Annotated in this window: 25 protein-coding genes; 12 read left to right on the top strand and 13 right to left on the bottom strand. The window is 71.7% G+C overall.

Annotated features, from left to right (window positions below; all coding sequences use genetic code 11):
* The first annotated feature begins 117 nt into the window (after positions 1–117).
* Together ABD352_RS47170 and ABD352_RS57905 are read left to right on the top strand one after the other, a co-directional pair.
* Positions 118–417: a GRAM domain-containing protein gene (locus ABD352_RS47170; protein ID WP_344619171.1), complete on the top strand. Its 300-nt coding sequence runs from the start codon at positions 118–120 to the stop codon at positions 415–417.
* A gap of 210 nt (positions 418–627) precedes the next feature.
* Positions 628–828: a transposase gene (locus ABD352_RS57905; protein WP_425553940.1), complete on the top strand. Its 201-nt coding sequence runs from the start codon at positions 628–630 to the stop codon at positions 826–828.
* On the opposite strand, the gene ABD352_RS47165 is transcribed toward ABD352_RS57905, so the two are convergent.
* A complete protein-coding gene (locus tag ABD352_RS47165) occupies positions 788–1,141 on the bottom strand; it encodes an ArsR/SmtB family transcription factor (RefSeq protein WP_344619170.1) in 354 nt (117 codons plus the stop codon). The two genes, ABD352_RS57905 and ABD352_RS47165, sit on opposite strands and share 41 nt — an antisense overlap.
* Before the next feature lie 98 nt (positions 1,142–1,239).
* Here ABD352_RS47165 and ABD352_RS47160 point away from each other — a divergent pair, with 98 nt between their 5' ends.
* A complete protein-coding gene (locus ABD352_RS47160) occupies positions 1,240–2,259 on the top strand; it encodes an NADPH:quinone reductase (RefSeq protein WP_344619169.1) in 1,020 nt (339 codons plus the stop codon).
* An 85-nt stretch (positions 2,260–2,344) separates the two neighbouring features.
* Here the strand turns inward: ABD352_RS47160 and ABD352_RS47155 are convergent, their stop codons facing one another.
* Both ABD352_RS47155 and ABD352_RS47150 read right to left on the bottom strand, forming a co-directional pair.
* The gene (locus tag ABD352_RS47155; RefSeq protein ID WP_344619168.1) at positions 2,345–2,656 is read right to left on the bottom strand and encodes a hypothetical protein; all 312 of its coding nucleotides are present in this window, start codon (positions 2,654–2,656) and stop codon (positions 2,345–2,347) included.
* Positions 2,657–2,707: 51 nt separating this feature from the next.
* Positions 2,708–3,172 (bottom strand): DoxX family protein, encoded by a 465-nt coding sequence (locus ABD352_RS47150; protein WP_344619167.1) that lies wholly within the window; start codon positions 3,170–3,172, stop codon positions 2,708–2,710.
* 176 nt (positions 3,173–3,348) lie between these two features.
* On the opposite strand from ABD352_RS47150, the gene ABD352_RS47145 reads away from it, so the two are divergent.
* Positions 3,349–3,519: a hypothetical protein gene (locus ABD352_RS47145; protein ID WP_344619166.1), complete on the top strand. Its 171-nt coding sequence runs from the start codon at positions 3,349–3,351 to the stop codon at positions 3,517–3,519.
* A gap of 58 nt (positions 3,520–3,577) precedes the next feature.
* Here the strand turns inward: ABD352_RS47145 and ABD352_RS47140 are convergent, their stop codons facing one another.
* The 3 genes from ABD352_RS47140 to ABD352_RS47130 form a co-directional block, all read right to left on the bottom strand.
* Positions 3,578–4,750 carry a M28 family peptidase gene (locus ABD352_RS47140; protein WP_344619333.1) on the bottom strand — a complete coding sequence of 391 codons (1,173 nt, stop codon included), beginning with the start codon at positions 4,748–4,750 and terminating at the stop codon, positions 3,578–3,580.
* 162 nt (positions 4,751–4,912) lie between these two features.
* Positions 4,913–5,587 carry a hypothetical protein gene (locus ABD352_RS47135; protein WP_344619332.1) on the bottom strand — a complete coding sequence of 225 codons (675 nt, stop codon included), beginning with the start codon at positions 5,585–5,587 and terminating at the stop codon, positions 4,913–4,915.
* Between the two features lie 514 nt (positions 5,588–6,101).
* A complete protein-coding gene (locus tag ABD352_RS47130; protein ID WP_344619165.1) occupies positions 6,102–6,449 on the bottom strand; it encodes a hypothetical protein in 348 nt (115 codons plus the stop codon).
* Here ABD352_RS47130 and ABD352_RS47125 point away from each other — a divergent pair, their 5' ends adjacent.
* The gene (locus tag ABD352_RS47125; RefSeq protein ID WP_344619164.1) at positions 6,450–7,298 is read left to right on the top strand and encodes a hypothetical protein; all 849 of its coding nucleotides are present in this window, start codon (positions 6,450–6,452) and stop codon (positions 7,296–7,298) included. It begins immediately after the preceding gene.
* Complete coding sequence (locus tag ABD352_RS47120) at positions 7,295–8,473, top strand: ankyrin repeat domain-containing protein (protein ID WP_344619163.1); 1,179 nt, start codon at positions 7,295–7,297, stop codon at positions 8,471–8,473. Before ABD352_RS47125 ends, ABD352_RS47120 begins: the two co-directional genes overlap by 4 nt.
* Here the strand turns inward: ABD352_RS47120 and ABD352_RS47115 are convergent.
* The 3 genes from ABD352_RS47115 to ABD352_RS47105 all read right to left on the bottom strand — a co-directional run bounded on the left by ABD352_RS47115 (position 8,412) and on the right by ABD352_RS47105 (position 11,389).
* Positions 8,412–9,134, bottom strand: a complete 723-nt coding sequence (locus tag ABD352_RS47115) for a choice-of-anchor D domain-containing protein (RefSeq protein ID WP_344619162.1) — start codon at positions 9,132–9,134, stop codon at positions 8,412–8,414. The two genes, ABD352_RS47120 and ABD352_RS47115, sit on opposite strands and share 62 nt — an antisense overlap.
* Before the next feature lie 108 nt (positions 9,135–9,242).
* A complete protein-coding gene (locus ABD352_RS47110; RefSeq protein WP_344619161.1) occupies positions 9,243–10,787 on the bottom strand; it encodes an MFS transporter in 1,545 nt (514 codons plus the stop codon).
* Positions 10,788–10,834: 47 nt separating this feature from the next.
* A complete protein-coding gene (locus ABD352_RS47105; RefSeq protein ID WP_344619160.1) occupies positions 10,835–11,389 on the bottom strand; it encodes a hypothetical protein in 555 nt (184 codons plus the stop codon).
* A gap of 64 nt (positions 11,390–11,453) precedes the next feature.
* Between ABD352_RS47105 and ABD352_RS47100 the strand changes: the two genes are divergently transcribed.
* On the top strand, positions 11,454–11,828 hold the full coding sequence (locus ABD352_RS47100) for an FKBP-type peptidyl-prolyl cis-trans isomerase (RefSeq protein WP_344619159.1): 375 nt from the start codon (positions 11,454–11,456) through the stop codon (positions 11,826–11,828).
* A 167-nt stretch (positions 11,829–11,995) separates the two neighbouring features.
* Positions 11,996–12,631, top strand: a complete 636-nt coding sequence (locus ABD352_RS47095) for an adenylate kinase (RefSeq protein WP_344619158.1) — start codon at positions 11,996–11,998, stop codon at positions 12,629–12,631.
* Here ABD352_RS47095 and ABD352_RS47090 read toward each other — a convergent pair.
* Together ABD352_RS47090 and pgm are read right to left on the bottom strand one after the other, a co-directional pair.
* Positions 12,628–13,044: a hypothetical protein gene (locus ABD352_RS47090; RefSeq protein ID WP_344619157.1), complete on the bottom strand. Its 417-nt coding sequence runs from the start codon at positions 13,042–13,044 to the stop codon at positions 12,628–12,630. The two genes, ABD352_RS47095 and ABD352_RS47090, sit on opposite strands and share 4 nt — an antisense overlap.
* Before the next feature lie 30 nt (positions 13,045–13,074).
* Positions 13,075–14,706 carry a phosphoglucomutase (alpha-D-glucose-1,6-bisphosphate-dependent) gene (pgm, locus tag ABD352_RS47085; protein WP_344619156.1) on the bottom strand — a complete coding sequence of 544 codons (1,632 nt, stop codon included), beginning with the start codon at positions 14,704–14,706 and terminating at the stop codon, positions 13,075–13,077.
* A 55-nt stretch (positions 14,707–14,761) separates the two neighbouring features.
* Between pgm and ABD352_RS47080 the strand changes: the two genes are divergently transcribed.
* Positions 14,762–15,277, top strand: a complete 516-nt coding sequence (locus tag ABD352_RS47080; protein WP_344619155.1) for a DinB family protein — start codon at positions 14,762–14,764, stop codon at positions 15,275–15,277.
* Between the two features lie 45 nt (positions 15,278–15,322).
* Here ABD352_RS47080 and ABD352_RS47075 read toward each other — a convergent pair whose 3' ends face one another.
* Positions 15,323–15,757 (bottom strand): SPW repeat protein, encoded by a 435-nt coding sequence (locus ABD352_RS47075; RefSeq protein WP_344619154.1) that lies wholly within the window; start codon positions 15,755–15,757, stop codon positions 15,323–15,325.
* A 324-nt stretch (positions 15,758–16,081) separates the two neighbouring features.
* Here ABD352_RS47075 and ABD352_RS47070 point away from each other — a divergent pair, with 324 nt between their 5' ends.
* Together ABD352_RS47070 and ABD352_RS47065 are read left to right on the top strand one after the other, a co-directional pair.
* Positions 16,082–19,015 (top strand): glycoside hydrolase family 48 protein, encoded by a 2,934-nt coding sequence (locus tag ABD352_RS47070; RefSeq protein ID WP_344619153.1) that lies wholly within the window; start codon positions 16,082–16,084, stop codon positions 19,013–19,015.
* 154 nt (positions 19,016–19,169) lie between these two features.
* Positions 19,170–19,508, top strand: a complete 339-nt coding sequence (locus tag ABD352_RS47065; RefSeq protein WP_344619152.1) for an MmcQ/YjbR family DNA-binding protein — start codon at positions 19,170–19,172, stop codon at positions 19,506–19,508.
* Between the two features lie 19 nt (positions 19,509–19,527).
* Here ABD352_RS47065 and ABD352_RS47060 read toward each other — a convergent pair whose 3' ends face one another.
* The gene (locus tag ABD352_RS47060) at positions 19,528–20,640 is read right to left on the bottom strand and encodes an outer membrane protein assembly factor BamB family protein (protein ID WP_344619151.1); all 1,113 of its coding nucleotides are present in this window, start codon (positions 20,638–20,640) and stop codon (positions 19,528–19,530) included.
* Between the two features lie 72 nt (positions 20,641–20,712).
* Here ABD352_RS47060 and ABD352_RS47055 point away from each other — a divergent pair, with 72 nt between their 5' ends.
* Positions 20,713–21,099 carry a YciI family protein gene (locus ABD352_RS47055; RefSeq protein WP_344619150.1) on the top strand — a complete coding sequence of 129 codons (387 nt, stop codon included), beginning with the start codon at positions 20,713–20,715 and terminating at the stop codon, positions 21,097–21,099.
* Positions 21,100–21,132 lie beyond the last annotated feature (33 nt).

Raw genomic sequence — 21,132 nt, 5'->3', positions numbered from 1 at the left:
CGGCCAGCGCGCACGAAGGGCGGCATGTGCGTATGCGGTGAGCGTCCTGCATGACGTCAGCACCTCGACCCCCGGCTGCGGCTGGCCTCTCGGGCGACCAGCGCTGAGAATAGCCGCGTGGACAACGATGAGGACGTCCTATTGCGTGTGCGGGCCAATCTGTGGCGCGGTGACGAGAGCGTCGGCGGTCACCTGACCTTGACCGAGGCGCACCTGCGCTTTCGGGCGCACGGGCTCAACATCCAGACACAGCCGCTGGACGTTCCGGTCGCCGAGATCGTCTCCATGCGCAAGTACAACAACCTGCGCATCGTGCCGAACGGCCTCGCAGTGACGACGGCCTCCGGGACCGAGCACCGCTTCGTCGTTGGCGGCCGCAACCGCCTGATTGCCGCCATCGAAGCGCTCCAGTCGTAGGCACGTGTGGGGTCCAGCATCGGCTGAGCCACCGCTGGACGCGGCCGCGCTCGGGGCGATGGACCGGCGGCATCAGGAAGAACGGCTGGTTGAGAACCAGCGGCTATGAGCTCCAGCGCGCACCCGACGCGGCAGATGCGCATGTCGCAGTAGACGGCAGCGACCTCCGACAAGTCGGCCGCGGTCCGGCAGAAGCGGGTCCGGGCCGGCATCGGCGACGACGTACGGCACCGGGAGAAGTGGCGCCTGGCGTTGAACATGCTCGACAGAATGATCGAGCAGTGGGGCCCGGCGAAGCCGCCAGCGGCCTCGGACTGCGGCTACGGCGACTGCTCCAACGGGGGCCTGGTGGCGCGCGTTGTCGCCTGCGTCATGCGGTTGAGGCGGGCGCCTCCGCAGCGGCAGGGGTAGGCCCGTGTTCGCGGAGCATGGTCAGCAGCCCGGGGAAGCGTTGTTCCACCTCGTCGTACCGGAGCGTGACCAGCCGGCGGATGCCGTCGACGCGGGTGCGGATCAGGCCGGCATCGCGCAGCACCTTGATGTGGTGCGACAGGGTGGACTTGCCGATGGTGACGCCGGTGTTTCTGAGGACGTCGCTGCCGCAGGTCCAGTCCCCGGCGGCGTCGAGCGCCCGCACGAAGGTGAGCCGTACCGGGTCGGCGAGCGCGCTGAGCACGACGTCGATCGTCACGGTCTCGAGGGCGGGTTCGATCACCTCGGTCACAAGAGGAAGCGTAGCCAATGTTTGCAGAAAGTTCGACCCACGTCGTACTGTTCGGTCCAGATCGAACCGTACGACGCAGACCGAACATTGGACGGATCATGAAGGCGATCATCTACCGTGACAACGGCGGCCCCGACGTTCTCCGGCTCGTCGAGCGTGACCGGCCCGCGCCGGGTCCCGGCGAGGTCCGCGTCCGGGTCGCCGTGTCCGGCGTCAACCCGACCGACTGGCAGGCCCGCTCCGGCATTGCCCACCGCAAGCTCTTCCCTGAGATCACCCCGCACCTCGACGGCGCCGGCGTGATCGACGCCGTCGGTGAGGGCGTCGACCCAGGCCGGGTCGGGCAACGGGTGTGGCTGTTCATGGCCGCCGCCGGGCGGCCCACCGGCACCGCCGCCGAGTTCACCGTCGTGCCCGCCGACCAGGCCGTGCCACTGCCCGACGAGGCCGGCTTCGACGTCGGCGCCTCGCTCGGCGTGCCCGCGCTCACCGCACACCGCGCACTGACCGTCGCCGAGGACGGGCCGCGCCGCCTGTACCCCGGCGCACTCGACGGCAAGATCGTGCTCGCCGTCGCCGGGGCCGGCGCGGTCGGGCACGCGGTCATCCAGCTCGCCCGATGGGCCGCCGCCACCGTGATCAGCACGGTCAGCAGCCCGGAGAAGGCGAAGCTGGCCACCGCGGCCGGCGCCCACCATGTGATCAATTATCGCGAGGGCGACCCAGCCGCCGCCATCCGTGCCATCGCCCCGGACGGCGTCGACATCGTCGCAGAGGTGGCGCTAGGCGCGAACCTCGCACTGGACCTGGCCGTGCTGCGCACACGCGGCACGATCGCGACCTACGCCAACGAGGGCGGACAAACGGTCGAGCTGAACGTGGGGCAGCACATGGTGCTGAACACACGCTTGCAGTTCCTGGTGCTCTACACGGCGGGCCCGCAAGCGCGCGCCACAGCGGTCGAGGACGTCGCCGCAGCGGTCCGCGACGGCGCCATGCCGGTCGGCGAGGAGCACGGCCTGCCACTGGTCCGCTTCCCGCTGCACCGCACCGCCGACGCTCACCGGGCACTGGAGACCGGCACGGTTGGCAAGGTACTGGTGGACGTCACGCCCTGAAGTTCAGCCAGCAGCCGCACCTCTGACTCGCACCGGTGCGGGTCCGCATCTCGGCATGTCAGGACACCGGCCGGGCGACTCACCGTCACCGTGGTGAGCGCGCGGATCGCGGCAGACCAGTGAGTGGATGGTGCCCTTTCCCGCAGCCGGATTCAGGGTCGTGGTGGCCAGAACCTTCCCCGAGCGGGTCGTAGGACGTCGACCCGGTGAGGCTGGTGGCGATGGCCTGGAACTGCCCGCCGACGACGTCGAGCTGGCCGGTCCGCACATAGGACGAGTTCGCACCGGTGCTGCCGGTGCCCGTGCCGAGCAGCTCGCCGCCCACGCCACCGTCGTGGCGGCCGCAACCCGCGACGGAACCTTCACCACCACCAGCCGCAATCGGGTGCTCGGCCATCCACTCACGCTCCGAGCGCCGGGGCATGACCGCACGGACAGGCCATCGCGGTCAGGCCACTGCTGTGGTCTTGGCGTCATCGGCGACCGCGTTGTGCCGCCCCGGCTGGGTGGAGCGGCGCAGCCGCCCGGCCACCGCGTCCAGCGACCAGCTACCGGCGCCGAAGACGGTGATCAGCAGGAATGACCAGCAGAACAGCACGGGCAGCTCGCCGCCGTTGTTGAGCGGCAGCAGGGCGCGCTCCTGGTGCACGGTGAAGTACGCGTAGGCCATGGACCCGGAGCACAGCAGGGCCGCCGGGCGGGTGAGCAGGCCCATCAGCACGAGGCCGCCACAGACGAACTGGATCGCCGCGGCCCACCAGCCGGGCCACGCGCCGACGGGGAGGGCCTTGCTGGTGCCCCAGGCGCCGCCGAGGGCGCCGAAGAGCGAGGCGATGCCGTGGCAGGTGAACAGGAGTCCGATGACGACCCGGAACAGCGAGAGCACCGCAGAGCGCAGTTGTGACGGTGACATACGCAATCCTTCCATCGATGTTTGTCAATGTCAGTCTACGAGTCACCAATTAGTAAACAAAGCTATCTGTTCGTTTTCATGTCGGGATGCGGCCAAGTTGGCACACGATCGTGAACTGACGTCACTACCCGTGTGGCACCGAGAAGGAGGAGCGTGCCGGCCGGCCCGTCCAGTTGATGACCGGGCGCGCGTCCGGCTGCGAGGTGCGGATCGACCTTGCCCTGGCGAACGCCGACGCGACCGCTGACGCCGACGCGGCGGCCCGGCCGTCCGCCGCCGCTCGCCCGCACCTGGGGGTGGACGCGAACCACGGGCGCGCCGAGTACGTCGCTCGCCGGGCCGCGTGAGCGGGCGCCGATCGTGCCGGGGCCCGCTCCGGGCGTGTGACGGCGGCCGGCCGCCGTGTCAGCAGGCGCCGTCGTCGGTCCAGACGGACCAGGAACCGGGCGCGCCCGGCTCGGCACCGGTGGAGTACCAGGTGGACGAGTACCGGTGACCGTTGTACGAGACCTTGTCACCGGGCACGTAAGGCTTGGTTGCGCTCCACGCCTGCAGCCCACCGCAGCCGGCCGGCGGCGTGGTCGGGCTCACGGTGGGACTCGCGGTGGGAGTCGGCGACGTGGTCTTCGTCGGGCTGGGGCTCGGGCTCGGGCCGGTGCCGCCGACCGCGTTGGCCCACAGCGCCGAGGCCATACCGTTCACCGCTCGGCCGAGTGGAACGTCGCTGATGTTGCCGGTGGTGTCGCAGGAGCTGTGGTAGCACGAGTCGTACGACGCGTTGGCGGTGCCGCCCCACTTCTGCGCCTGGGCAGCCGTCTTGATGGCGCTGGCGCCGGCGGCGATGCCGCTGGTGGGGATGCCGGCGTTGCGGAACGACGCGTCGTCGGACCGGTTGGCGCCCTCGACGTTCTCCTCGGTCGGCACGCCGATCGCGTCGTAGTACGCCTTGAGGCTCGCGGCCAGCGAGGTGCTGATGTTGTTGATGAAGTACCCGGCGTTCCTGGAACCGATCATGTCGAAGTTCAGGTACCCCTTGATCTTCGACCGCTCGGTCGACGAGAGCTGGCTCACGTAGTACGTCGAGCCGCGCAGGCCCTGCTCCTCGTCGGCCCACCACGCGAAGCGGACCCGCTTGGTCATGGTCGGGTTCTGCTGGGCGAGCGTGAGCGCGGTCTCCAGGACTCCGGCCGAGCCGGAGCCGTTGTCGTTGATGCCGGAGCCGGCCCGGACGCTGTCGAGGTGCGCGCCGAGCATGAAGACCTGGTTGGCGTCGCCGCCCTTCCACTCCGCGATCAGGTTCTGCGACCCGGCCGTACAGCTGGTGCAGGCCTGGCGGGTCACGGTGTAGCCGGCCGCGGCCAGCTTCTGCTCCACATAGGACAGTGATGCGGTGTAGCCGCCGGAGCCGGAGAACCTGTTGCCGCCGTTGCTCTGGGCGAACCCGTAGAACTGCGTCAGGTGGTTCTTGACGTTGGCAACGCTGACCTCGGGAGCGACGGCGGCCGCGGCCGGCTCTGCGGTGCGGGTGGCCACGGCCGGGGCGGCGCCCCAGGCCACGACGCCGGCGACGGCTGCCATGGCGGCCACTGCCGCGAGCGTAGGTCGGTGTCTCACGTGGACTCCTTCGTGGGGAGGACGTTCGGGTACGGGGGTGTGGGAGACAGCAACGGGCCCCGGTGCGGTTGGCCGGGGCCCGTTGCGGGCTGATCAGGTGGTTGGCCGGTCGGTCGACCGCTCGGATCAGCAGGTGCCGGCGTCGGTCCAGACCGCCCAGGAACCGGGCGCACCCGGCTCGGCGCCGGTGGAGTACCGGGTCGACTTCCACAGGTGGCCGTTGTAGGACACCTGGTCACCGGGGACGTACGGCTTGGTGGAGCTCCAGGCCGTCACGCCGCCGCAGCCGGGCGGGGTGCCGCCGGAGACGGTCAGTGAGAACGTCGCGGTGTGGGTCACCGAGGTGCCCGTGCCGGTGACGGTCAGGGTGTACGTGCCGGCAGTCGCCGACGATGACACTGAGATCGACAGGGTCGCCGAGCCACCCGAGGTCACCGACGCGGTCACGCCTGTCGGAGCGCCGGTCACCGACAGGTTCACCGTCTGCGCGCTCCCGGACGTGGTGGCCGTGGCCACCGATGCCGTGGTCGAACTGCCGGGGGCCACCGTCGCCGAGGACGGCGACAGCGACACCGAGAAGTCGGGCCCATTCGGGTTGCTGCTGGTCACCGTGACCGTGTAGGTCGCGGTGTGGCTGCCCGAGGTGGCGGTGCCGGCGCCGGTGAACTGGTCGATCGCGTGACCCATCTCGTGACCGACGACGTCCATGCTGACGGCCTGGGTGGTGTTGGACGAGTTGTGGCCGAAGGCGCCGGACGAGCCGTCCCAGTAGGCGTTGACGTCGTTGAGGCCGACGTACAGCGCGGTCGGCGGCGGTTGCGGCGGGGGTGGATGCTCCGGACGCCGCTGGTTCCCGGGCGTCCGCGGAGGCCTGACCCGCGCTGATTCCCCAGGCCAGGACGGTTGCGCCGGTGGCCAGAGCCGCGAGACCAGCCAGCGCGATGTTGCGTTTCACCGGTCCTCCCTTGACGAGGGGCGCGTTTCATAGGTGTTAACTGGTGTTAACTGTGTGGTGTCACCAATCGTTCGTCAAGAGATGGCCATGGATTATTTCCGCCGCGACGCTCCCGACCCGCGCCCGGCGGTCGCCGACGCCCTGGGGCGACGTCGGTGCCGGCGGTCAGGACGCCGGCGATCTCGGCGCGCGCGGTGGCCGGGCACAGATCGGTGGTGATGGTCAGGACAACCGCGCTGGGAGCGATCGCGCCGGCGAGCCCGGGACGGCGGCCGAACTGGCGCGCGAGACGCGGCGACGTCAGCATCAGCCTCGCAGGGCTTCAACCATTGCGGCACGAGGGCGACATTCGGGTGTCAATCACCGTTGCTTGCTCAGGTGGGTCTCGGGTGGCATCATCGCCGCCATGATCGCGAGAATCGAGTCCTCCGTCCGCCGGTGAGCGTGACGACCGAGCCCGGATCGCTCGGACCCCAGACCACGCTGTTCGCACACGCTCTTCGTCTCCATCAGCAAGATCCTGACGGCGTCCTGCCGCGTGACGGCGAGCCGTATCCAGACGACGAACTCCACCGTCGGCGGCCGCGACCCCAGTCCCAGCAGGATCGGCGACTCGACGGCGCCGATGTCGCCGCCATCCTCGACAGGCACTTCGCCAAGCCCGACGCGCCGCCAAGCGAACTTGCCGACGCGTTCCACGGCGTCCACGTGCCGATCCACCGCAACGAGCACATCGCCGCCGCGGCGTTGCGGGCGGACCGGCAGCGGGTGCGGGAGACCGGCCGGTGGCTGGTGCGGCACAGTACGGACCGCTGCGCCGCGACGGCCGGGCTGGCGCTGCTGGCCACGGACTGGACCGAGGACGATATCCCGCTGATCCAAACCATCGGCCTGCTGTCGGACCGGTTCGGGGCGTTGGCCGCCGAGGCGCTGCAACGCCGCCGCGGAGGCGGGGAAGCGTTGCTGTGGCTGGCCGAGCGTGTCGCGGGCTGGGGTCGGGTCTACGTCGTCGAGGCGCTGTGCCGCTATGGCAGCTATGCCTCGCGGTCGTGGCTGCTGCGCCACGCCTGCGACGGCGACTTCCTCAACGGCTACTTCGCCGGCAAGGTCGCCACCGCAGCGCACCTGCACGAGGCGATTACCAGCACGGAGGTCGACGACGACCTGGTCGACCACACCGGCCGACTCCTGAAGGTCATGGCTGACTGCGGTGGCATGGGCATGACCCTCGAGCACTATCCACCGGCACCCGTCGTCCTGGCCGCACATGCGGCACACCTTGCCCGGCAGGCGCCGACGGTGCACCGGTACGTCGACGCCGCGGTCATCGCCGACCACCTGACAGTCACGCCCTCGAACCGATGCGGGTGCACCACCGAGCAGCGCGACCGCATCGTGCAGCAGTACCTCACGGTGCTCGACCGGCCCGACTGGTGCGACACGGTCCGCGCGGGCCTCGACCCGACCAGCGACTTCTTCGTCTGGTTCGCCAGCAACGTGGCAGCGCGACTGCACCTGCGCGCGTTCGCTGACCTGACGGGAGGTGATGACCGATGAACCATGCTGCCGATCAGCAACTCATCGAGGCGGTGCAAGCCGGTGACGAGGCGGCCGTCGCACAGGCCCTCGCCGACGGGGCGGACCCGAATGCCGCAGTGAGCCGGTACCGAGGGTCGGTGCTCGTCGAGGCAGCCCGTAGCGGCAGGCTGGGAGTCGTCGGCCTGCTGGTGGACGCCGGCGCCCGCATCGGACCCTTCGGCTACTTCGACGTGACGCCGCTGCGCGTGGCCATGCTCGAAGCGCACGCGGACGTGGTGCAGTACCTCATCGCCCACGGAGCCCTTCCGGCGGAATCCACGACAAGGACGAGCGTCTTGACGGAGGCCGTGTCCTACACACGGCACCGTCCTCGACCGGCGGCCCTCGCCACGCTGCGGGTGCTGCTCGAAGCGGGGGCAACACCACACCCAGGCGAGGAGGCGCCGCTCATCACCGCGGTCATGCGATCTGTCGCACCTGCGGTCCTGCGCCTCTTGCTGGCGAACGGCGCAAACGTCAACCAGCAGCGGTCCGACGGCACGCCAGCGATCGTCATCGCCGCCCGGCGAGGAGATCATGCCGCGGTGGACGTGCTCCTGCAGGCCGGCGCCGACGTGAACACCCGCGACCAACAAGGGCGGACCGCGTTGATGCACGCAGTCGAACGCAACGAACAACGGGTCATCGCCGCCCTGGTGCTGGCCGGCGCCGCCATCGGCACGGTCAGCACCGACGGCATGACCGCGCTGGAGCTGGCGCGCGGCTGGCAGCGCCAAAACGTCCAGTTCATGCTGGGCGAGCACCACGCCGGCCTGGACGATGTGCCGATCACCCGCACCGTCGTCCGGATCCTCCCGACGGGTGTCCGGCTCACCGGTGACCCGCAGATGCTACTCCTGCTGGCAAACGTCATCGGCACCGTTCTCGACGATCTCGGCGACGACGAATGGGCAACTCGCACGGGCATCGACGCCGATACCGCGCGGACCGTGGCCCTGCGGCTGCGCGACGAGGCTGCACCGGCCCCCAACGCATCGTGGCACCAGTTGGACCTCACCGCCGACGAACTCGCGGCCACACGCTCGGCGTTCGTCGAGCTAGCCTACGGCACCACACGGGTCCTGCCCGCCGCTACCAGCAGGTTGGAGATCGTCGATCTCCTCGAGGAACTCGACCGGCAGCTCGGGCGTTAGCCAGGTCGGGGTCACGTGGCTTCGGTGCTGACGACCGGATCTGCAGCAAGGGCCGCCGTACCCGGTCTCGCTTGGCGCGCAGGAAGGTGAGGGTGAGGTCGATGCCTTCGACCTCACCCAGCCGGCACTCGGTTTCGTACCCGCGTTGGGTGCGCTGGCCGCCGAGGTCCACGACGCGGCTCCGGATCTGTCCCTGGTCTACAGTGGATAGACCTCGAACTCGCCGAGCTGGGCCGACGGTGACATGGTGTTGCCGATGAAGATGAGCTGCACGTATCGCGCGCTGGTCGGCGGGAACGTGCCCGAGGACTCCGCCCAGACCTGCCGGAACGCGGCCAGGTCGGGCGGCGGCTCCCGTGCCGGCGAGCGCGACCGACAACGAGCTCACCGACAGCGTGCCAGACCGTGAACCGGTGACGGTGGGCCTGAACACGACCGTGATGGTGCAGGAGCCGCCGCCCGGCAGGGCCGCGCCGCAGGTGCCGCCGAGCCGCTGGAAGTCGCCGGTGACCGTCACGGACGTGAGCGTCGCCGGGCTGCCGCCCGTGTTGGCGAGGGTGACGGGCTGCGCCGCACTCGTCGCGCCGCCGGCGGCACTGCCGAAGCTGACGCGGCCCGGGCTGATCGACAGCGCCGGCGGCGCCGGCGGGACCTCGTACACCTCGAACTCTGCAAGCTGCGCCGCCGGCGCTCGGCAGCGAGCGGATTCGCCGAGGACGTGCGGCCATGGGCCAGGCCGCCCTGGCGCCGCAGTAGCCGTCCCGGCGCCTCACGCGCGCACAGGTTCCCCGTCCTGGGACTCCTCCCCGGAGGAAGGCGCGGCGGCGGCCAGCACGGGGACGTGACGCAGCATCCGCAGCGTCACCAGCGCCAGGCCGGCCAGCACGACCGCGCACACCGCCGCGACCACGTGCAGCCCCGAGGTGGCCGCCGTCCGCGCCGCCGCCAGCAGCGGTCCGGCGAGGGACGACGGCAGCCCCGCCGCGGCGGCGACGGCCGCGGTGGCGGTGTCCCGGGCCCCGGCGGCCGAGGCGGGCAGGCCGGCCGGGAGGTCGACGACGGCCCGGTACACGGCCGTGCCGAGGCTGCCGAGCAGGGCGATGCCGAGGGCGTACCCGAACTCGCCGCTCACCTCGTTGAGCGCCCCCGCCGCGCCGGCCCGCTCCGGCGGGGCCGAGCCCATGACGATGCCCGTCGCCAGGGTCACCATCGGGCCCATGCCGAGGTTGCTGACCACGAAGGCGGCGATGACCGGCAGCGGGCCCGCCGACGCCGGGATCAGCACCACGAGGGCGGCGCCGGCCGCGGACAGCAGGAGGCCGCCGCCCATGAGCAGGCCGGGGCGCACGCGCCGGGCCAGCAGCGGGGAGACCTGGAAGCTCACGGCGCTGGCCAGCGCGGCGGGCAGGATCCACAGGCCGGCGGCGCGCGGGCTGAGGGCGTCGACGAGCTGCAGGTGCTGGGTGATGAAGACCATCATCGCGCCGGTGAGCATGGTCCCGGCAAACATCCCGCCGAGGGCCGCGGCGAAGGCGCGGTCGGCGAAGAGGCGCAGGTCCAGCACCGGGGCGGCGAGGGTGCGCTGACGGCGGACGAAGACCACGGCGAGGACCAGGCCGGCGGCGAGCGCGGCGAGGGGCACGGGGCGCCAGCCGGTGCGGGCGAGCTCCTTCACGCCGTACACCGTGGGAAGGATGGCGGCCAGGGACAGCGCGACGCTGGGCAGGTCGAAGCGGCCCGCGCCCGGGTGGCGCTGCTCGGGCAGCAGGATCGGGCCGAGGACGAGCAGCAGCACCATCGCCGGGACGCCGAGCAGGAACGCGGAGCCCCACCAGAAGTGCGCCAGCAGCAGGCCGCCGACGACCGGGCCGATGATCGCGCCGCTCATGAAGCAGACCATCCACACGCCGATGGCCAGGCCGCGCCGGCGCGGGTCGGGGAACAGGCCGCTGATCAGGGCCAGCGACGACGGGGCCAGGGTGGCGCCGGCGATGCCGAGGGCGGCCCGGGCGGCGATGAGCATGACCGGGCCGGTGCTGTAGGCGGCGGCGACGGAGGCGGCGCCGAACGCGGCCGCGCCGAGCAGCAGCAGGCGGCGGCGGCCGATGCGGTCGCCCAGGGTGCCCATCGTGATCATGAATCCGGAGAGCAGGAAGCCGTACACGTCGAGGATCCACAGCTGCTCGGTGCTGCTCGCGTGCAGGTCGGCGCCGATGCGGGGCAGGGCGAGGAGGAGCACGAACACGTCGATCGAGACCAGCAGGGCCGGCAGCGCGAGGACGGCCAGGCCCAGCCACGGGGAATGCTTCGTCATGCCGGGTGGTCGGAGCCGGCGGGCGGGTCTCGACATCCCCCGGCGCGTCAATCCTGGAACCGCACGTCCAGCCACGACGTGAAGCCGGGCCAGGGGGCGTGGGTGTCGCGGCGCCGATAGTACTGCGTCGCCGCCTTCCGGGTGAGGCGTTGCACGGCGAGGACGGCGATGGCGATGACGGCGGTGACGACGAGGCCCTGCACGGCGGTGTACCACAGCGGCAGCAGCGGCTGCAGGTGCTCGAGCATGCGCTGGTCGTCGGGCAGGAGCACCGAGTCCGGGCCGTAGACGACGCCGAGCAGCAGCGAGAGGGTGACCAGCAGCAGCGCCCGGCCGACCACGCGGCGGGTGTGGGGCGTGGGCCGCGGTACCGCCAGCGCCACCCCGCACAGCAGCAGGCACAGGCCCCCGGCCAGCACGCACCCGCCGAGCAGGTGGACGTAGACCGTCTCGATGATCGTCGCCTCGTTGCGCGACCACGGCCCGAGCCGCTCCACCAGCCCGTTGTAGCGCAGCAGCAGCCACCCGGCGGCGGCGGCCTGCCCCAGCAGCAGCGCCGCGCCGGTCGTCACCAGCCAGAACGCCACCCGGACGGGATGCATGCGCCGACGGTACGACGCCATGAGGCAGGATGGAGACGACGTTTCGTAACGAAGGAGTCAACGCATGGCGCTGAGCAAGCCCGAGGTCACCCTGCCGGACGGCCCCGCCCCGGCCGACCTCGTCATCGAGGACATCACCGTCGGCGACGGGCCGGAGGCGGTCGCCGGCCAGCAGGTGAGCGTCCACTACGTGGGCGTGGCCCTCTCCACCGGCCGCGAGTTCGACGCCTCGTGGAACCGCGGCGGCAGTTTCGACTTCGCCCTGGGCCGGGGCCAGGTCATCACCGGGTGGGACCGCGGCGTGGCCGGCATGCGCGTCGGCGGCCGCCGCAAGCTGGTCATCCCGCCGCACCTGGGCTACGGCGACCGGGGCGCCGGCGGCGTGATCAAGCCGGGCGAGACCCTGGTCTTCGTCGTCGACCTGCTCGGCACCCGGTAAAGATCCAACACCGTTTCGCACGGCCGCATTCCCGGTTGTGGGGTCGCCGACCTCACAGCCGGGAATGGACAAATTCACAGGTGTCCCACAGGCCCGCCGAGGGCCGTGGATGCGATGCTGGACCATCGGCGGCGGGCCGATGAGGGGGCATACGAAGGGGTGTGCAGATGACGGTGCAGCCGGTGACACCGCGGGCGAAGCGGATCCTGATGGTGGGCGCGCCGGGCGCCGGGAAAGGCACCCAGGCCGATGCGATCGCCAAGCAGTTCGGGATCGCGCACATCGCCAGCGGCGACATCCTGCGCCGGCACATCGCCGAGGGCACCACGATCGGCCGCACGGTCGAGGACATCGTCAACAAGGGCGAACTGGTGCCCGACGCCATCATCATGGACATGCTGCGCAAGCCGGTCATGTCCGCGAGCGACACCGGCGGCTACGTCCTCGACGGCTTCCCGCGCACGGTGGAGCAGGCCGAGGCGGCGTACCGCACCGCCGGCACCCTCGGCGTCGGCGTGCAGATCGCGGTACACCTGGAGGTCCCCGAGGAGGAGCTGATCCGCCGGCTCCTGGCCCGGGCCCGCGGCGCCGACGACACCGAGGACGTCATCCGCCACCGGCTCAAGGTGTACGAGGAGAAGACCCGCCCGCTGCTGGACTACTACGCCCAGCGGGAGCTGCTCATCCAGGTCAACGGCGCGCGGCCGGTGGCCGAGGTGACGTGGTCGATCGTGGTGCAGCTGCAGCGCGCCTTCAAGCGCCCGTCGGCCACCCACGCCACCCCGCAGACCCGCGTCGCTTAGTAGAACGGCTTCGGCGCGGGCGGCAGCCAGGAGGGCCACCAGCCCGGGCAGGTCGCCCGGAACTGGACGGGCAGCCCGGACATGGCGAAGAACGTGTAGGCCGTGACGGCGACGACCGTCACGGCCAGCAGCCCCATCAGGGCCGTCACGACCAGGCGGTTGCGCGACACGCGGGCCAGCTGCGGGGCCAGAGCACCGATGAGCCCCGTCTGGATGAGCCACAGCACCGGCAGCGCGAAGAGGATCAGGCCGATCGCGTTGGCGCCCGCGTTGATGCCGACCTCGCACGCGTCCCAGGCCCGGCCGACCACGCCGATCTCGGTGAGCGACGCGGCGGTGGCGATGAGGGTCGCGGACAGCAACGGGACGACGACCGTCCGGGTCCGGATGCGGGGCTGGGCGATGGTGGCCATGCTCAATATCATCGCCCAGCCCCCGTCCGCTCAGGCGCCGAGTGCCGCCGAGACGACCTCGCGGGCCTCGGCCTGGATCTGGGCCAGGTGCTCCGGGCCGCGGAAGGACTCGGCGTAGACCTTGTAGACGTCCTCCGTGCCCGACGGGCGGGCGGCGAACCAGCCCGACTCCGTGGCGACCTTCAGGCCGCCGATGGCGGCGCCGTTGCCCGGGGCCGCGGTCAGCTTGGCGGTGATGGGCTCGCCCGCCAGGGTGGTGGCGGTGACCTGCTCCGGGGAGAGCTTGCCCAGGACGGCCTTCTCCTCGCGGGTCGAGGCGACGTCGATGCGGGCGTAGGACGGGTCGCCGTGGCGGGCCACCAGGTCGCGGTAGTGCTCGCTCGGGGTGCGCCCGGTGCGGGCGGTGATCTCCGAGGCGAGCAGGCACAGCAGGATGCCGTCCTTGTCGGTGGTCCACACCGAGCCGTCGCGGCGCAGGAACGAGGCGCCGGCGCTCTCCTCGCCGCCGAAGGCCACCGAGCCGTCGAGCAGGCCGGGCACGAACCACTTGAAGCCGACCGGGACCTCGAGCAGCGTCCGGCCGAGGTCGGCGGCGACCCGGTCGATCATCGAGGAGGAGACCAGGGTCTTGCCGATGGCGGCGGCCGCGGGCCAGCCCTCGCGGTTGCGGTACAGGTAGTCGATCGCCACGGCCAGGAAGTGGTTCGGGTTCATCAGGCCGGCGTCCGGGGTGACGATGCCGTGCCGGTCGGCGTCGGCGTCGTTGCCGGTGGCGACCCGGTACTCGGTGCGCCGGGCGATGAGGGAGGCCATGGCGTTCGGCGACGAGCAGTCCATGCGGATCTTGCCGTCCCAGTCCAGGGTCATGAAGGCGAAGGCCGGGTCGACGTGCGGGTTCACCACGGTGAGGTCCAGGCCGTGGCGCTCGCCGATGTAGGCCCAGTAGGCCACGCTGGCGCCGCCGAGCGGGTCGGCGCCGATGCGCACGCCGGCCGAGGCGATGGCGGGCAGGTCGATGGCGGCGCCCAGGTCGTCGCAGTAGGCGGCGAGGAAGTCGAAGCGCTGCGTGTCGGGTGCGGCCAGGGCCTGGGCGTACGTCACCCGCCGTACCCCGGAGAGGCCACCGCGCAGCAGCTCGTTGGCCCGGTCCTGGATCCACTTGGTGACGTCCGTGTCGGCGGGGCCGCCGTTCGGGGGGTTGTACTTGAAGCCGCCGTCCTCCGGCGGGTTGTGCGACGGGGTGACCACCACGCCGTCGGCCCCGCGGTGGCGGTTGGTCAGGATCGCGTGCGACACGGCCGGGGTCGGGGTGAAGCCGTCGCGGCTGTCGATGAGCACCGTGACGCCGTTGGCGGCGAACACCTCCAGGGCGCTGACCGTCGCCGGCTCGGACAGGGCGTGGGTGTCGCGACCCAGGAAGAGCGGGCCGTGGTACCCCTGCGCGGCCCGGTAGTCGCAGATGGCCTGGCTGGTGGCGACGATGTGGTCTTCGTTGAACGAGCCGCGCAGGCTCGACCCGCGGTGCCCTGAGGTGCCGAAGGCGACCTGCTGGGCGGGGTCGGACGGGTCGGGGTGCACGGCGTAGTAGCTGGTGATGAGCCGCGGCACGTCGACGAGGTCGGAGCGCTGCGCGGGCTGCCCTGCGCGGGGATGGACGGACATGCCCCATACGTTGCCATGCGCGCGCCGGGAAAGACCAACACTTACGATCTAGTCCATGACGTGGACCGCTCCGCCGCCACCACCCTTCGGCGGCTCACTCGTGGCCGGCGAACGCGAGCTCCTCGAGGGGTTCCTGGACTGGCAGCGCGCCGTCCTGGCCGGCAAGTGCACCGGGCTGACCGGGGCCGAGCTGGCCCAGGCGGCCGTCCCGCCCTCCACGATGTCGCTGCTGGGCCTGGTCCGCCATCTCACCGACGTCGAGCTGGAGTGGTTCCACGGCCGCTTCCACGGGCGCGAGGTGCAATTCCACTACAAGCGCCCCGGGGCGAAGGACGCCGCGTTCGACGAGATCGACCCGGAGCAGGCCGAGCGCGACTACCAGCGGCTGCTCGACCAGTGGGCCTCGTCGCGGGCGGCCGTGGCCGGCAACGCGCTCGACGATGCCTTCGAGGACGAGCTGCGCGGGCCGATGTCGCTGCGCGCCGTGTACCTGCACCTGATCCAGGAGTACGCGCGGCACAACGGGCACGCCGACCTGCTGCGCCAGCGCATCGACGGCGAGACCGGCTGAGCCCCGCACCGCAGCGGCGGCGCGGGGCCAGCCGGTGCGGGCCCGTCAGCGTCGTGCGCGGGTGAGCACGGCCGGGCGAATCGCCACCAGGCCCAGGCCGATCATGATCAGTCCGGTGATGACGTTGCTGACGACGGCACCACCCGTGAAGTACCCGCGCTGGATGATGAACGGCGCGACGACGGTCCACACGCCGAGCGCGACCGGCAGCCACGCCAGGGTGTGGGTACGGCCGTAGGCGATCGCGAAGCCGGCGGCCAGCAGTGCCGTGGCCACGCCGCAGATGAAGTTGTTCGCTGACAGGTTGGCCTCGAAGGGCGGGAAGCCCACCACCCATGGGCTGATGGCCAGGTAGATCCCGGCGAGCACCAGGAGACCGTCGGTGATGCGCGCCGTCGGTGTCTCCGACACCTCGTCGTAGCGGGCGCGCAACGCGGCGATGTCCGGGTGCTCCTCGAGGCCTGAGACGGGTCGGGCCATGACGACCCCCTTCCACTCGGATGAGGGGGCACTAACCCGAATTTCGCGGAACTAACCCGTGGGACCGGGCGCGGCGCGGGGGGCGCCGCGCCCGGCAGAGCATCGCGTGGGAGCCGCGATTGGGGGGTGTGGGCATCACCTCCGAACAGGTCGATGGGTGGCGGTGAATCTAGTGCCCTTGTCCCGGGAGCGCTCCCATGCCAGAATCGTCGCCACCTCGCGTCTGGGAGCCGCCGGGGCACTGCCTGCAATGGCCTGACACCACATCGCCATTGCGTCGCACGGTGCCCTCACCCCGGTTCGAAACTTTCACGTAGGAGCGAGATGTCCATTCCCAGACGCGGGCGGCTGCGCCGACTCCGTGCCTTGGCCGCCGGCCTGCTCGTGGCCGGCACGTTCGCCGCGCTGCCGGCCGGCACCGCCCACGCCGCCGCAGGCTGCCAGGTGACCTACACCGTGCGCAGCCAGTGGCCGACCGGCTTCACCGGCGACCTCGTCGTCACGAACCTCGGCGACGCCCTCACCAGCTGGAACGTCAGCTGGACGTTCGCCGGCAACCAGCAGCTGCAGCAGAGCTGGAACGGCGACTTCACCCAGACCGGCAAGCAGGTGACGATCCGCAACGCCGCCTGGAACGGCAGCCTGCCCTCCGGCGGGACCGTGAACCCGGGCTTCAACGCGGGCTACAGCGGCACCAACGTGGACCCGACGTCGTTCTCCCTGAACGGCGTGGCCTGCACCGGGCCGAACACCCCGCCGGCCGTCTCGCTGACCGCCCCGGCGGCGAACACCCGCTACACCGCCCCGGCGTCGATCGCGATGACCGCCTCGGCGAGCGACCCGGACACCGGCGACTCGGTGACCAAGGTCGAGTTCTACCACGACGGGCTGCTGCTGGGCACCGACACCACGGCGCCGTACACCTACACCTGGACCGGCGTGCCGACCCAGACGGCGGCGTACAGCCTGCAGGCCAAGGCCTACGACAGCAAGGGGGCGGTGAGCACCTCCACCGCGGTGCCGGTCTTCGTCGACCCGGTCGTCGGGCCGCAGATCGTCGCCACGCCCACCGTGCTGACCGTGCCCGAGGGCGGCTCGACGCCGCTGTCGGTCAAGCTCAACCAGGCCCCGTCCGCGAACGTGACCGTGGCCGTGGCCCGCACCGGCGACACCGACATCACCGCCACGCCCACCTCGCTGACGTTCACGCCGTCCAACTGGAGCACCGCGCAGACGGTGACCGTGGCCGCGGCCCAGGACGCCGACTCGGTCAACGGCACCGCGACGATCACCCTGACCGCCAGCGGCTGGGCCTCGGCGACGGTGACCGCGAACGAGAGCGACGACGACGTGCCCGGCGGCGTCTACGTGCAGCGGTTCCTGGAGCAGTACAACAAGATCCACAGCAGCGGGTACTTCTCCTCGGAGGGCGTGCCCTACCACGCCATCGAGACGCTGGTCGTCGAGGCGCCCGACTGGGGTCACGAGACCACGTCGGAGGCGTTCAGCTTCTGGCTGTGGCTGGAGGCGCAGTACGGCCGGGTGAAGCAGGACTGGGCCCCGTTCAACAAGGCCTGGGACACGATGGAGAAGTACATCATCCCGACCCACGCCAACCAGACCAGCAACGGCTACAACGCCAGCGACCCGGCCGACTACGCCCCCGAGGCCGACCAGCCCAGCCTGTACCCGCAGCAGGGCGGCCACCTCGACTCGTCGGTCAAGGTCGGCGCCGACCCGCTCTACAGCGAGCTGACCTCGACGTACGGCAACACCGACGTGTACGCCATGCACTGGATCGAGGACGTGGACAACGTCTACGGCTACAGCTCCTGCACGCCGGTCGCCGGCTCCAAGGTGTCGTTCATCAACACCTACCAGCGCGGCCCGCAGGAGTCGGTGTGGGAAACCGTCGCCCACCCGTCCTGCGAGAACTTCACCTACGGCGCCAAGCAGAACGGCGGCTACCTGCCGCTGTTCATCGACGGCACCCCGGCGAAGCAGTGGCGCTACACCGACGCCCCGGACGCCGACGCCCGCGCGGTCGAGGCGGCCTACTGGGCGCTGCAGTGGTCCACGGCGCAGGGCAAGCAGGCCGACGTCGCGGCGACCGTCGCCAAGGCGGCGAAGATGGGTGACTACCTGCGCTACGCGATGTACGACAAGTACTTCAAGAAGCCCGGCTGCACCTCCACCGCCTGCGCGGCCGGCACCGGCAAGGACTCGGCGGCCTACCTGCTGTCGTGGTACTTCGCGTGGGGCGGCGACGCCGCCGGCCAGTGGTCCTGGCGGATCGGCTCCAGCCACAACCACCAGGGCTACCAGAACCCCCTGGCGGCCTACGCGCTGTCCAACGTCGCCGCGCTGACCCCGAAGTCGGCCTCGGCGAAGGCCGACTGGCAGACCAGCCTCGGCCGGCAGCTCGAGTTCTACCAGTGGCTGCAGTCCACCGAGGGCGCCTTCGCCGGCGGCGCGACCAACAGCTGGGGCGGCAGCTACTCCGCTCCCCCGGCCGGCACGCCGACGTTCTACGGCATGTTCTACGACGTGCAGCCGGTGTACCACGACCCGCCGTCGAACCAGTGGTTCGGCTTCCAGGCGTGGTCGGTGGAGCGGGTCGCCGAGTACTACTACGCGACCGGCGACACCAAGGCCAAGGCGCTGCTGGACAAGTGGGTCAGCTGGGCCATCGCCAACACCACGTTCACGGCCAACGGCGACTTCAAGATCCCGGACACCCTGGCGTGGACCGGCGCGCCGGCCACCTGGAACCCGTCCAGCCCGGCCGCCAACACCAACCTGCACGTGTCGGTCGTCAGCTCCGGCACCGACGTCGGTGTGGCCGCCGCCTACGCGCGGCTGCTCACCTACTACGGCGCCAAGGCCGGCAACGCCTCGGCCAAGACCACGGCCAAGAAGCTGCTGGACGGCATCTGGCTGCACACGGACGCGCAGGGCGTCGGCATCCCGGAGACCCGGACCGACTACAACCGGTTCGACGACGTTTGGTCCTCGAGCAACCAGCAGGGCCTGTACATCCCGGCGGGCTACAGCGGCGTCATGCCCAACGGCGACGTGATCGCCCCCGGCAAGTCGTTCCTGGACATCCGATCCTTCTACAAGAGCGACCCGAACTGGCCGGCGGTGCAGTCGTACCTCAACGGCGGCCCCGCCCCGACGTTCACGTTCCACCGGTTCTGGGCCCAGTCCGACATCGCCATGGCGATGGCCGACTACGGCCTGCTGATCGGCGCCTGATGTGACACGCCTGGGCGCCCCGCATCCGGGGCGCCCAGGCCCCTTCACCCCACGACGGCCGCGCCCGGTGGCAGCCCCAGCAGCTCCATGGTCCTGTCGCGGCTGGACGGGGCCGACCTCGCCTGCGCCCTCGACCACGACTAACTTGGTCGGCATGACGAGGGACGAGCTGCTCGCGCACTGCCTCGGCAAGCCCGGGGCGTGGCAGGACCAGCCCTGGGAGGGCGACGTCGTGGCCAAGGTCGGGCCGAAGATCTTCGCGTTCGTCGGGGACACGGGCGTCGGGGTCAAGTGCGCGCCGACCCGGGAGGCGGCCGACGAGTGGCTGCACCGCTACCCCGGCGACGCGACGGCGATGGCGTACATCGGCCGGTCCGGCTGGAACACGCTGCAGATCGGCGGGGCCATCCCGGACGAGGAGATCCTCGAGGCGGTCGACGAGTCGTACCGGTGGGTCGTCTCCAAACTGCCCCGCAAGGACCGCCCGGCGTAGCGGTCCCGCCACGCCGGGATCAGCGGACGTCGTACAGCGCGAGCGTGTCACCGGCGGCCACGGCGAGCCGCGAGCCCGAGGCGGCCAGCCGGTAGGCGTCGCGCTCCGGCAGCACCTCGCCGGTGTCCCCGGTCGCCGGGTTCACCTCGAGCACCCCCTCGGCTCGGGCGACGAACAGCCGCTCCCCCAGCACCGCCAGGTCCGTCGCGTCGCCGCGCCCCGACCAGCGCTCCCAGCCGCTGGACACGTCCAGGCCGGTCAGGGTGCCGTCCTCGTGCACGGCCAGCACGGTGGAGCCCGCCTTCGGCGGCACCCCGTCGAGCAGGAACCCGCCCGGGGCGGCGTAGGACCAGCGCACCTCGCCCTTGGCCACGTCGATGCCGTGCACGGCCAGGTTGCGGTAGCCGAAGTCGGCGTCGATGTAGCGCATGCCGAGGGCGACCGCGAAGTCGCCGTGCAGCGCCGGCCGGCCGAACGCGAGCCCGTCGCCCGCCGCCAGGCTCCACCGCCGGGTGCCGTCTGCGGCGTTGTGCGCGGAGAACCGCCGGCCCGCCACGACGACCGTGTCGCTGCCCGCGGCCAGGTCGAACGGGCCGTCGTCGGCCTCTTCGAGGGCGTGCCACCAGCGCTGCCCGGTGGCGTCAAAGGCGCCCAGGCCGCGGCCCGACGCCGAATCCGCCGAGGCGACGACCGTGCCGCCCCAGGTGAGCAGGGCGCTGCCGAGGAACCCCTCGAAGCTGCGCCGCCACCGCTCCGCCCCGTCGCCGAGCCCGGCCACCCGGATCACCGCCGAGCCGCTGCTCGCCGTGCGGATCGCGAACGAGTCCCGGTCGCTGGAGAACGGGGCCGTGCCGGAGCGGCCGGGGGCGATGTCGCCGCGGCCGATGTCGGCCTTCCAGCGCACCGCGCCGTCGCCGGCCGCGTACGCGGTCAGGCCGGGCCCGCTGGCCAGCAGCGTGTCGCCGGTCAGGTACAGGTCGTCGGCCGGCACGGGCAGCGGCTTGCGCCAGCGCAGCGTCGCCGGGCCGGAGAAGCGGCCGCCGTACCAGGCCGCGCCGGCCCCGACGGCCACCGCGCTCGCGCCCAGTCCGGCCACCAGCAACCCGCGGCGGCTCAGCCTTCGCTCGTTCATGGCGCCAGATCGTACAAGCGGACTCCGTAAGGTGGGAGCGTCGATCCCGGGGGCCGCCCGTTCGTCGTCCCGATGACGGAGCACCTGACGAAAGGCACGGGCATGGCGAAGTACCTCATCCTCATCTACGGCGACGAGCAGCGCTGGGACGCCGAGACCACGGCCGAGCGCGCGGCCAAGGAGCGCGCCCACGCGGCGTTCCGCGACGCCGCCGGCGCGGGGCTGCTCGGCGGGCACGAGCTGGAGGCGGCCTCGACCGCCACCACCCTGCGGGCGGGCACCGGCGCGGCGCCCACCCCGACGGACGGGCCGTTCCTGGAGACGAAGGAGGCGATCGGCGGGTTCTACGTGCTCGAGGCGCCCGACCTCGACGCCGCCCTCGCCCTGGCGTCCCGGCTGCCGGAGCTGCGCTCCGGGCACGCCGGGGTGGAGATCCGCCCGATCGTCGAGCACGGGTGAGCATTCCCGACGCGGTCGCCCGGGCCCACCGCG

Source organism: Dactylosporangium salmoneum (genome assembly GCF_039532525.1).
GTDB lineage: Bacteria > Actinomycetota > Actinomycetes > Mycobacteriales > Micromonosporaceae > Dactylosporangium > Dactylosporangium salmoneum.
Note: the sequence above shows the minus strand (reverse complement) of the source record. Positions and strands in the feature narration are given on the sequence as shown.

Excerpts from the sequence above, each read along its gene's own strand:
- ABD352_RS47140 (WP_344619333.1), bottom strand. The coding sequence starts at position 4,750 with ATGGCAGCCGTCGCCGGCGTCGTGGCCTGGGGCGCCGCCCCGGCCGTG.
- ABD352_RS47060 (WP_344619151.1), bottom strand. The coding sequence starts at position 20,640 with ATGAACGAGCGAAGGCTGAGCCGCCGCGGGTTGCTGGTGGCCGGACTG.
- ABD352_RS47110 (WP_344619161.1), bottom strand. The coding sequence starts at position 10,787 with ATGACGAAGCATTCCCCGTGGCTGGGCCTGGCCGTCCTCGCGCTGCCG.
- ABD352_RS47155 (WP_344619168.1), bottom strand. The coding sequence starts at position 2,656 with ATGGCCGAGCACCCGATTGCGGCTGGTGGTGGTGAAGGTTCCGTCGCG.
- ABD352_RS47055 (WP_344619150.1), top strand. The coding sequence starts at position 20,713 with ATGACGGAGCACCTGACGAAAGGCACGGGCATGGCGAAGTACCTCATC.
- ABD352_RS47075 (WP_344619154.1), bottom strand. The coding sequence starts at position 15,757 with ATGGCCCGACCCGTCTCAGGCCTCGAGGAGCACCCGGACATCGCCGCG.
- ABD352_RS47105 (WP_344619160.1), bottom strand. The coding sequence starts at position 11,389 with ATGCATCCCGTCCGGGTGGCGTTCTGGCTGGTGACGACCGGCGCGGCG.
- ABD352_RS47095 (WP_344619158.1), top strand. The coding sequence starts at position 11,996 with ATGACGGTGCAGCCGGTGACACCGCGGGCGAAGCGGATCCTGATGGTG.
- ABD352_RS47145 (WP_344619166.1), top strand. The coding sequence starts at position 3,349 with ATGACCGGGCGCGCGTCCGGCTGCGAGGTGCGGATCGACCTTGCCCTG.
- ABD352_RS47090 (WP_344619157.1), bottom strand. The coding sequence starts at position 13,044 with ATGGCCACCATCGCCCAGCCCCGCATCCGGACCCGGACGGTCGTCGTC.
- ABD352_RS47070 (WP_344619153.1), top strand. The coding sequence starts at position 16,082 with ATGTCCATTCCCAGACGCGGGCGGCTGCGCCGACTCCGTGCCTTGGCC.
- ABD352_RS47120 (WP_344619163.1), top strand. The coding sequence starts at position 7,295 with ATGAACCATGCTGCCGATCAGCAACTCATCGAGGCGGTGCAAGCCGGT.
- ABD352_RS47065 (WP_344619152.1), top strand. The coding sequence starts at position 19,170 with ATGACGAGGGACGAGCTGCTCGCGCACTGCCTCGGCAAGCCCGGGGCG.
- ABD352_RS47160 (WP_344619169.1), top strand. The coding sequence starts at position 1,240 with ATGAAGGCGATCATCTACCGTGACAACGGCGGCCCCGACGTTCTCCGG.
- ABD352_RS47100 (WP_344619159.1), top strand. The coding sequence starts at position 11,454 with ATGGCGCTGAGCAAGCCCGAGGTCACCCTGCCGGACGGCCCCGCCCCG.
- ABD352_RS47080 (WP_344619155.1), top strand. The coding sequence starts at position 14,762 with ATGACGTGGACCGCTCCGCCGCCACCACCCTTCGGCGGCTCACTCGTG.
- pgm (WP_344619156.1), bottom strand. The coding sequence starts at position 14,706 with ATGTCCGTCCATCCCCGCGCAGGGCAGCCCGCGCAGCGCTCCGACCTC.
- ABD352_RS47150 (WP_344619167.1), bottom strand. The coding sequence starts at position 3,172 with ATGTCACCGTCACAACTGCGCTCTGCGGTGCTCTCGCTGTTCCGGGTC.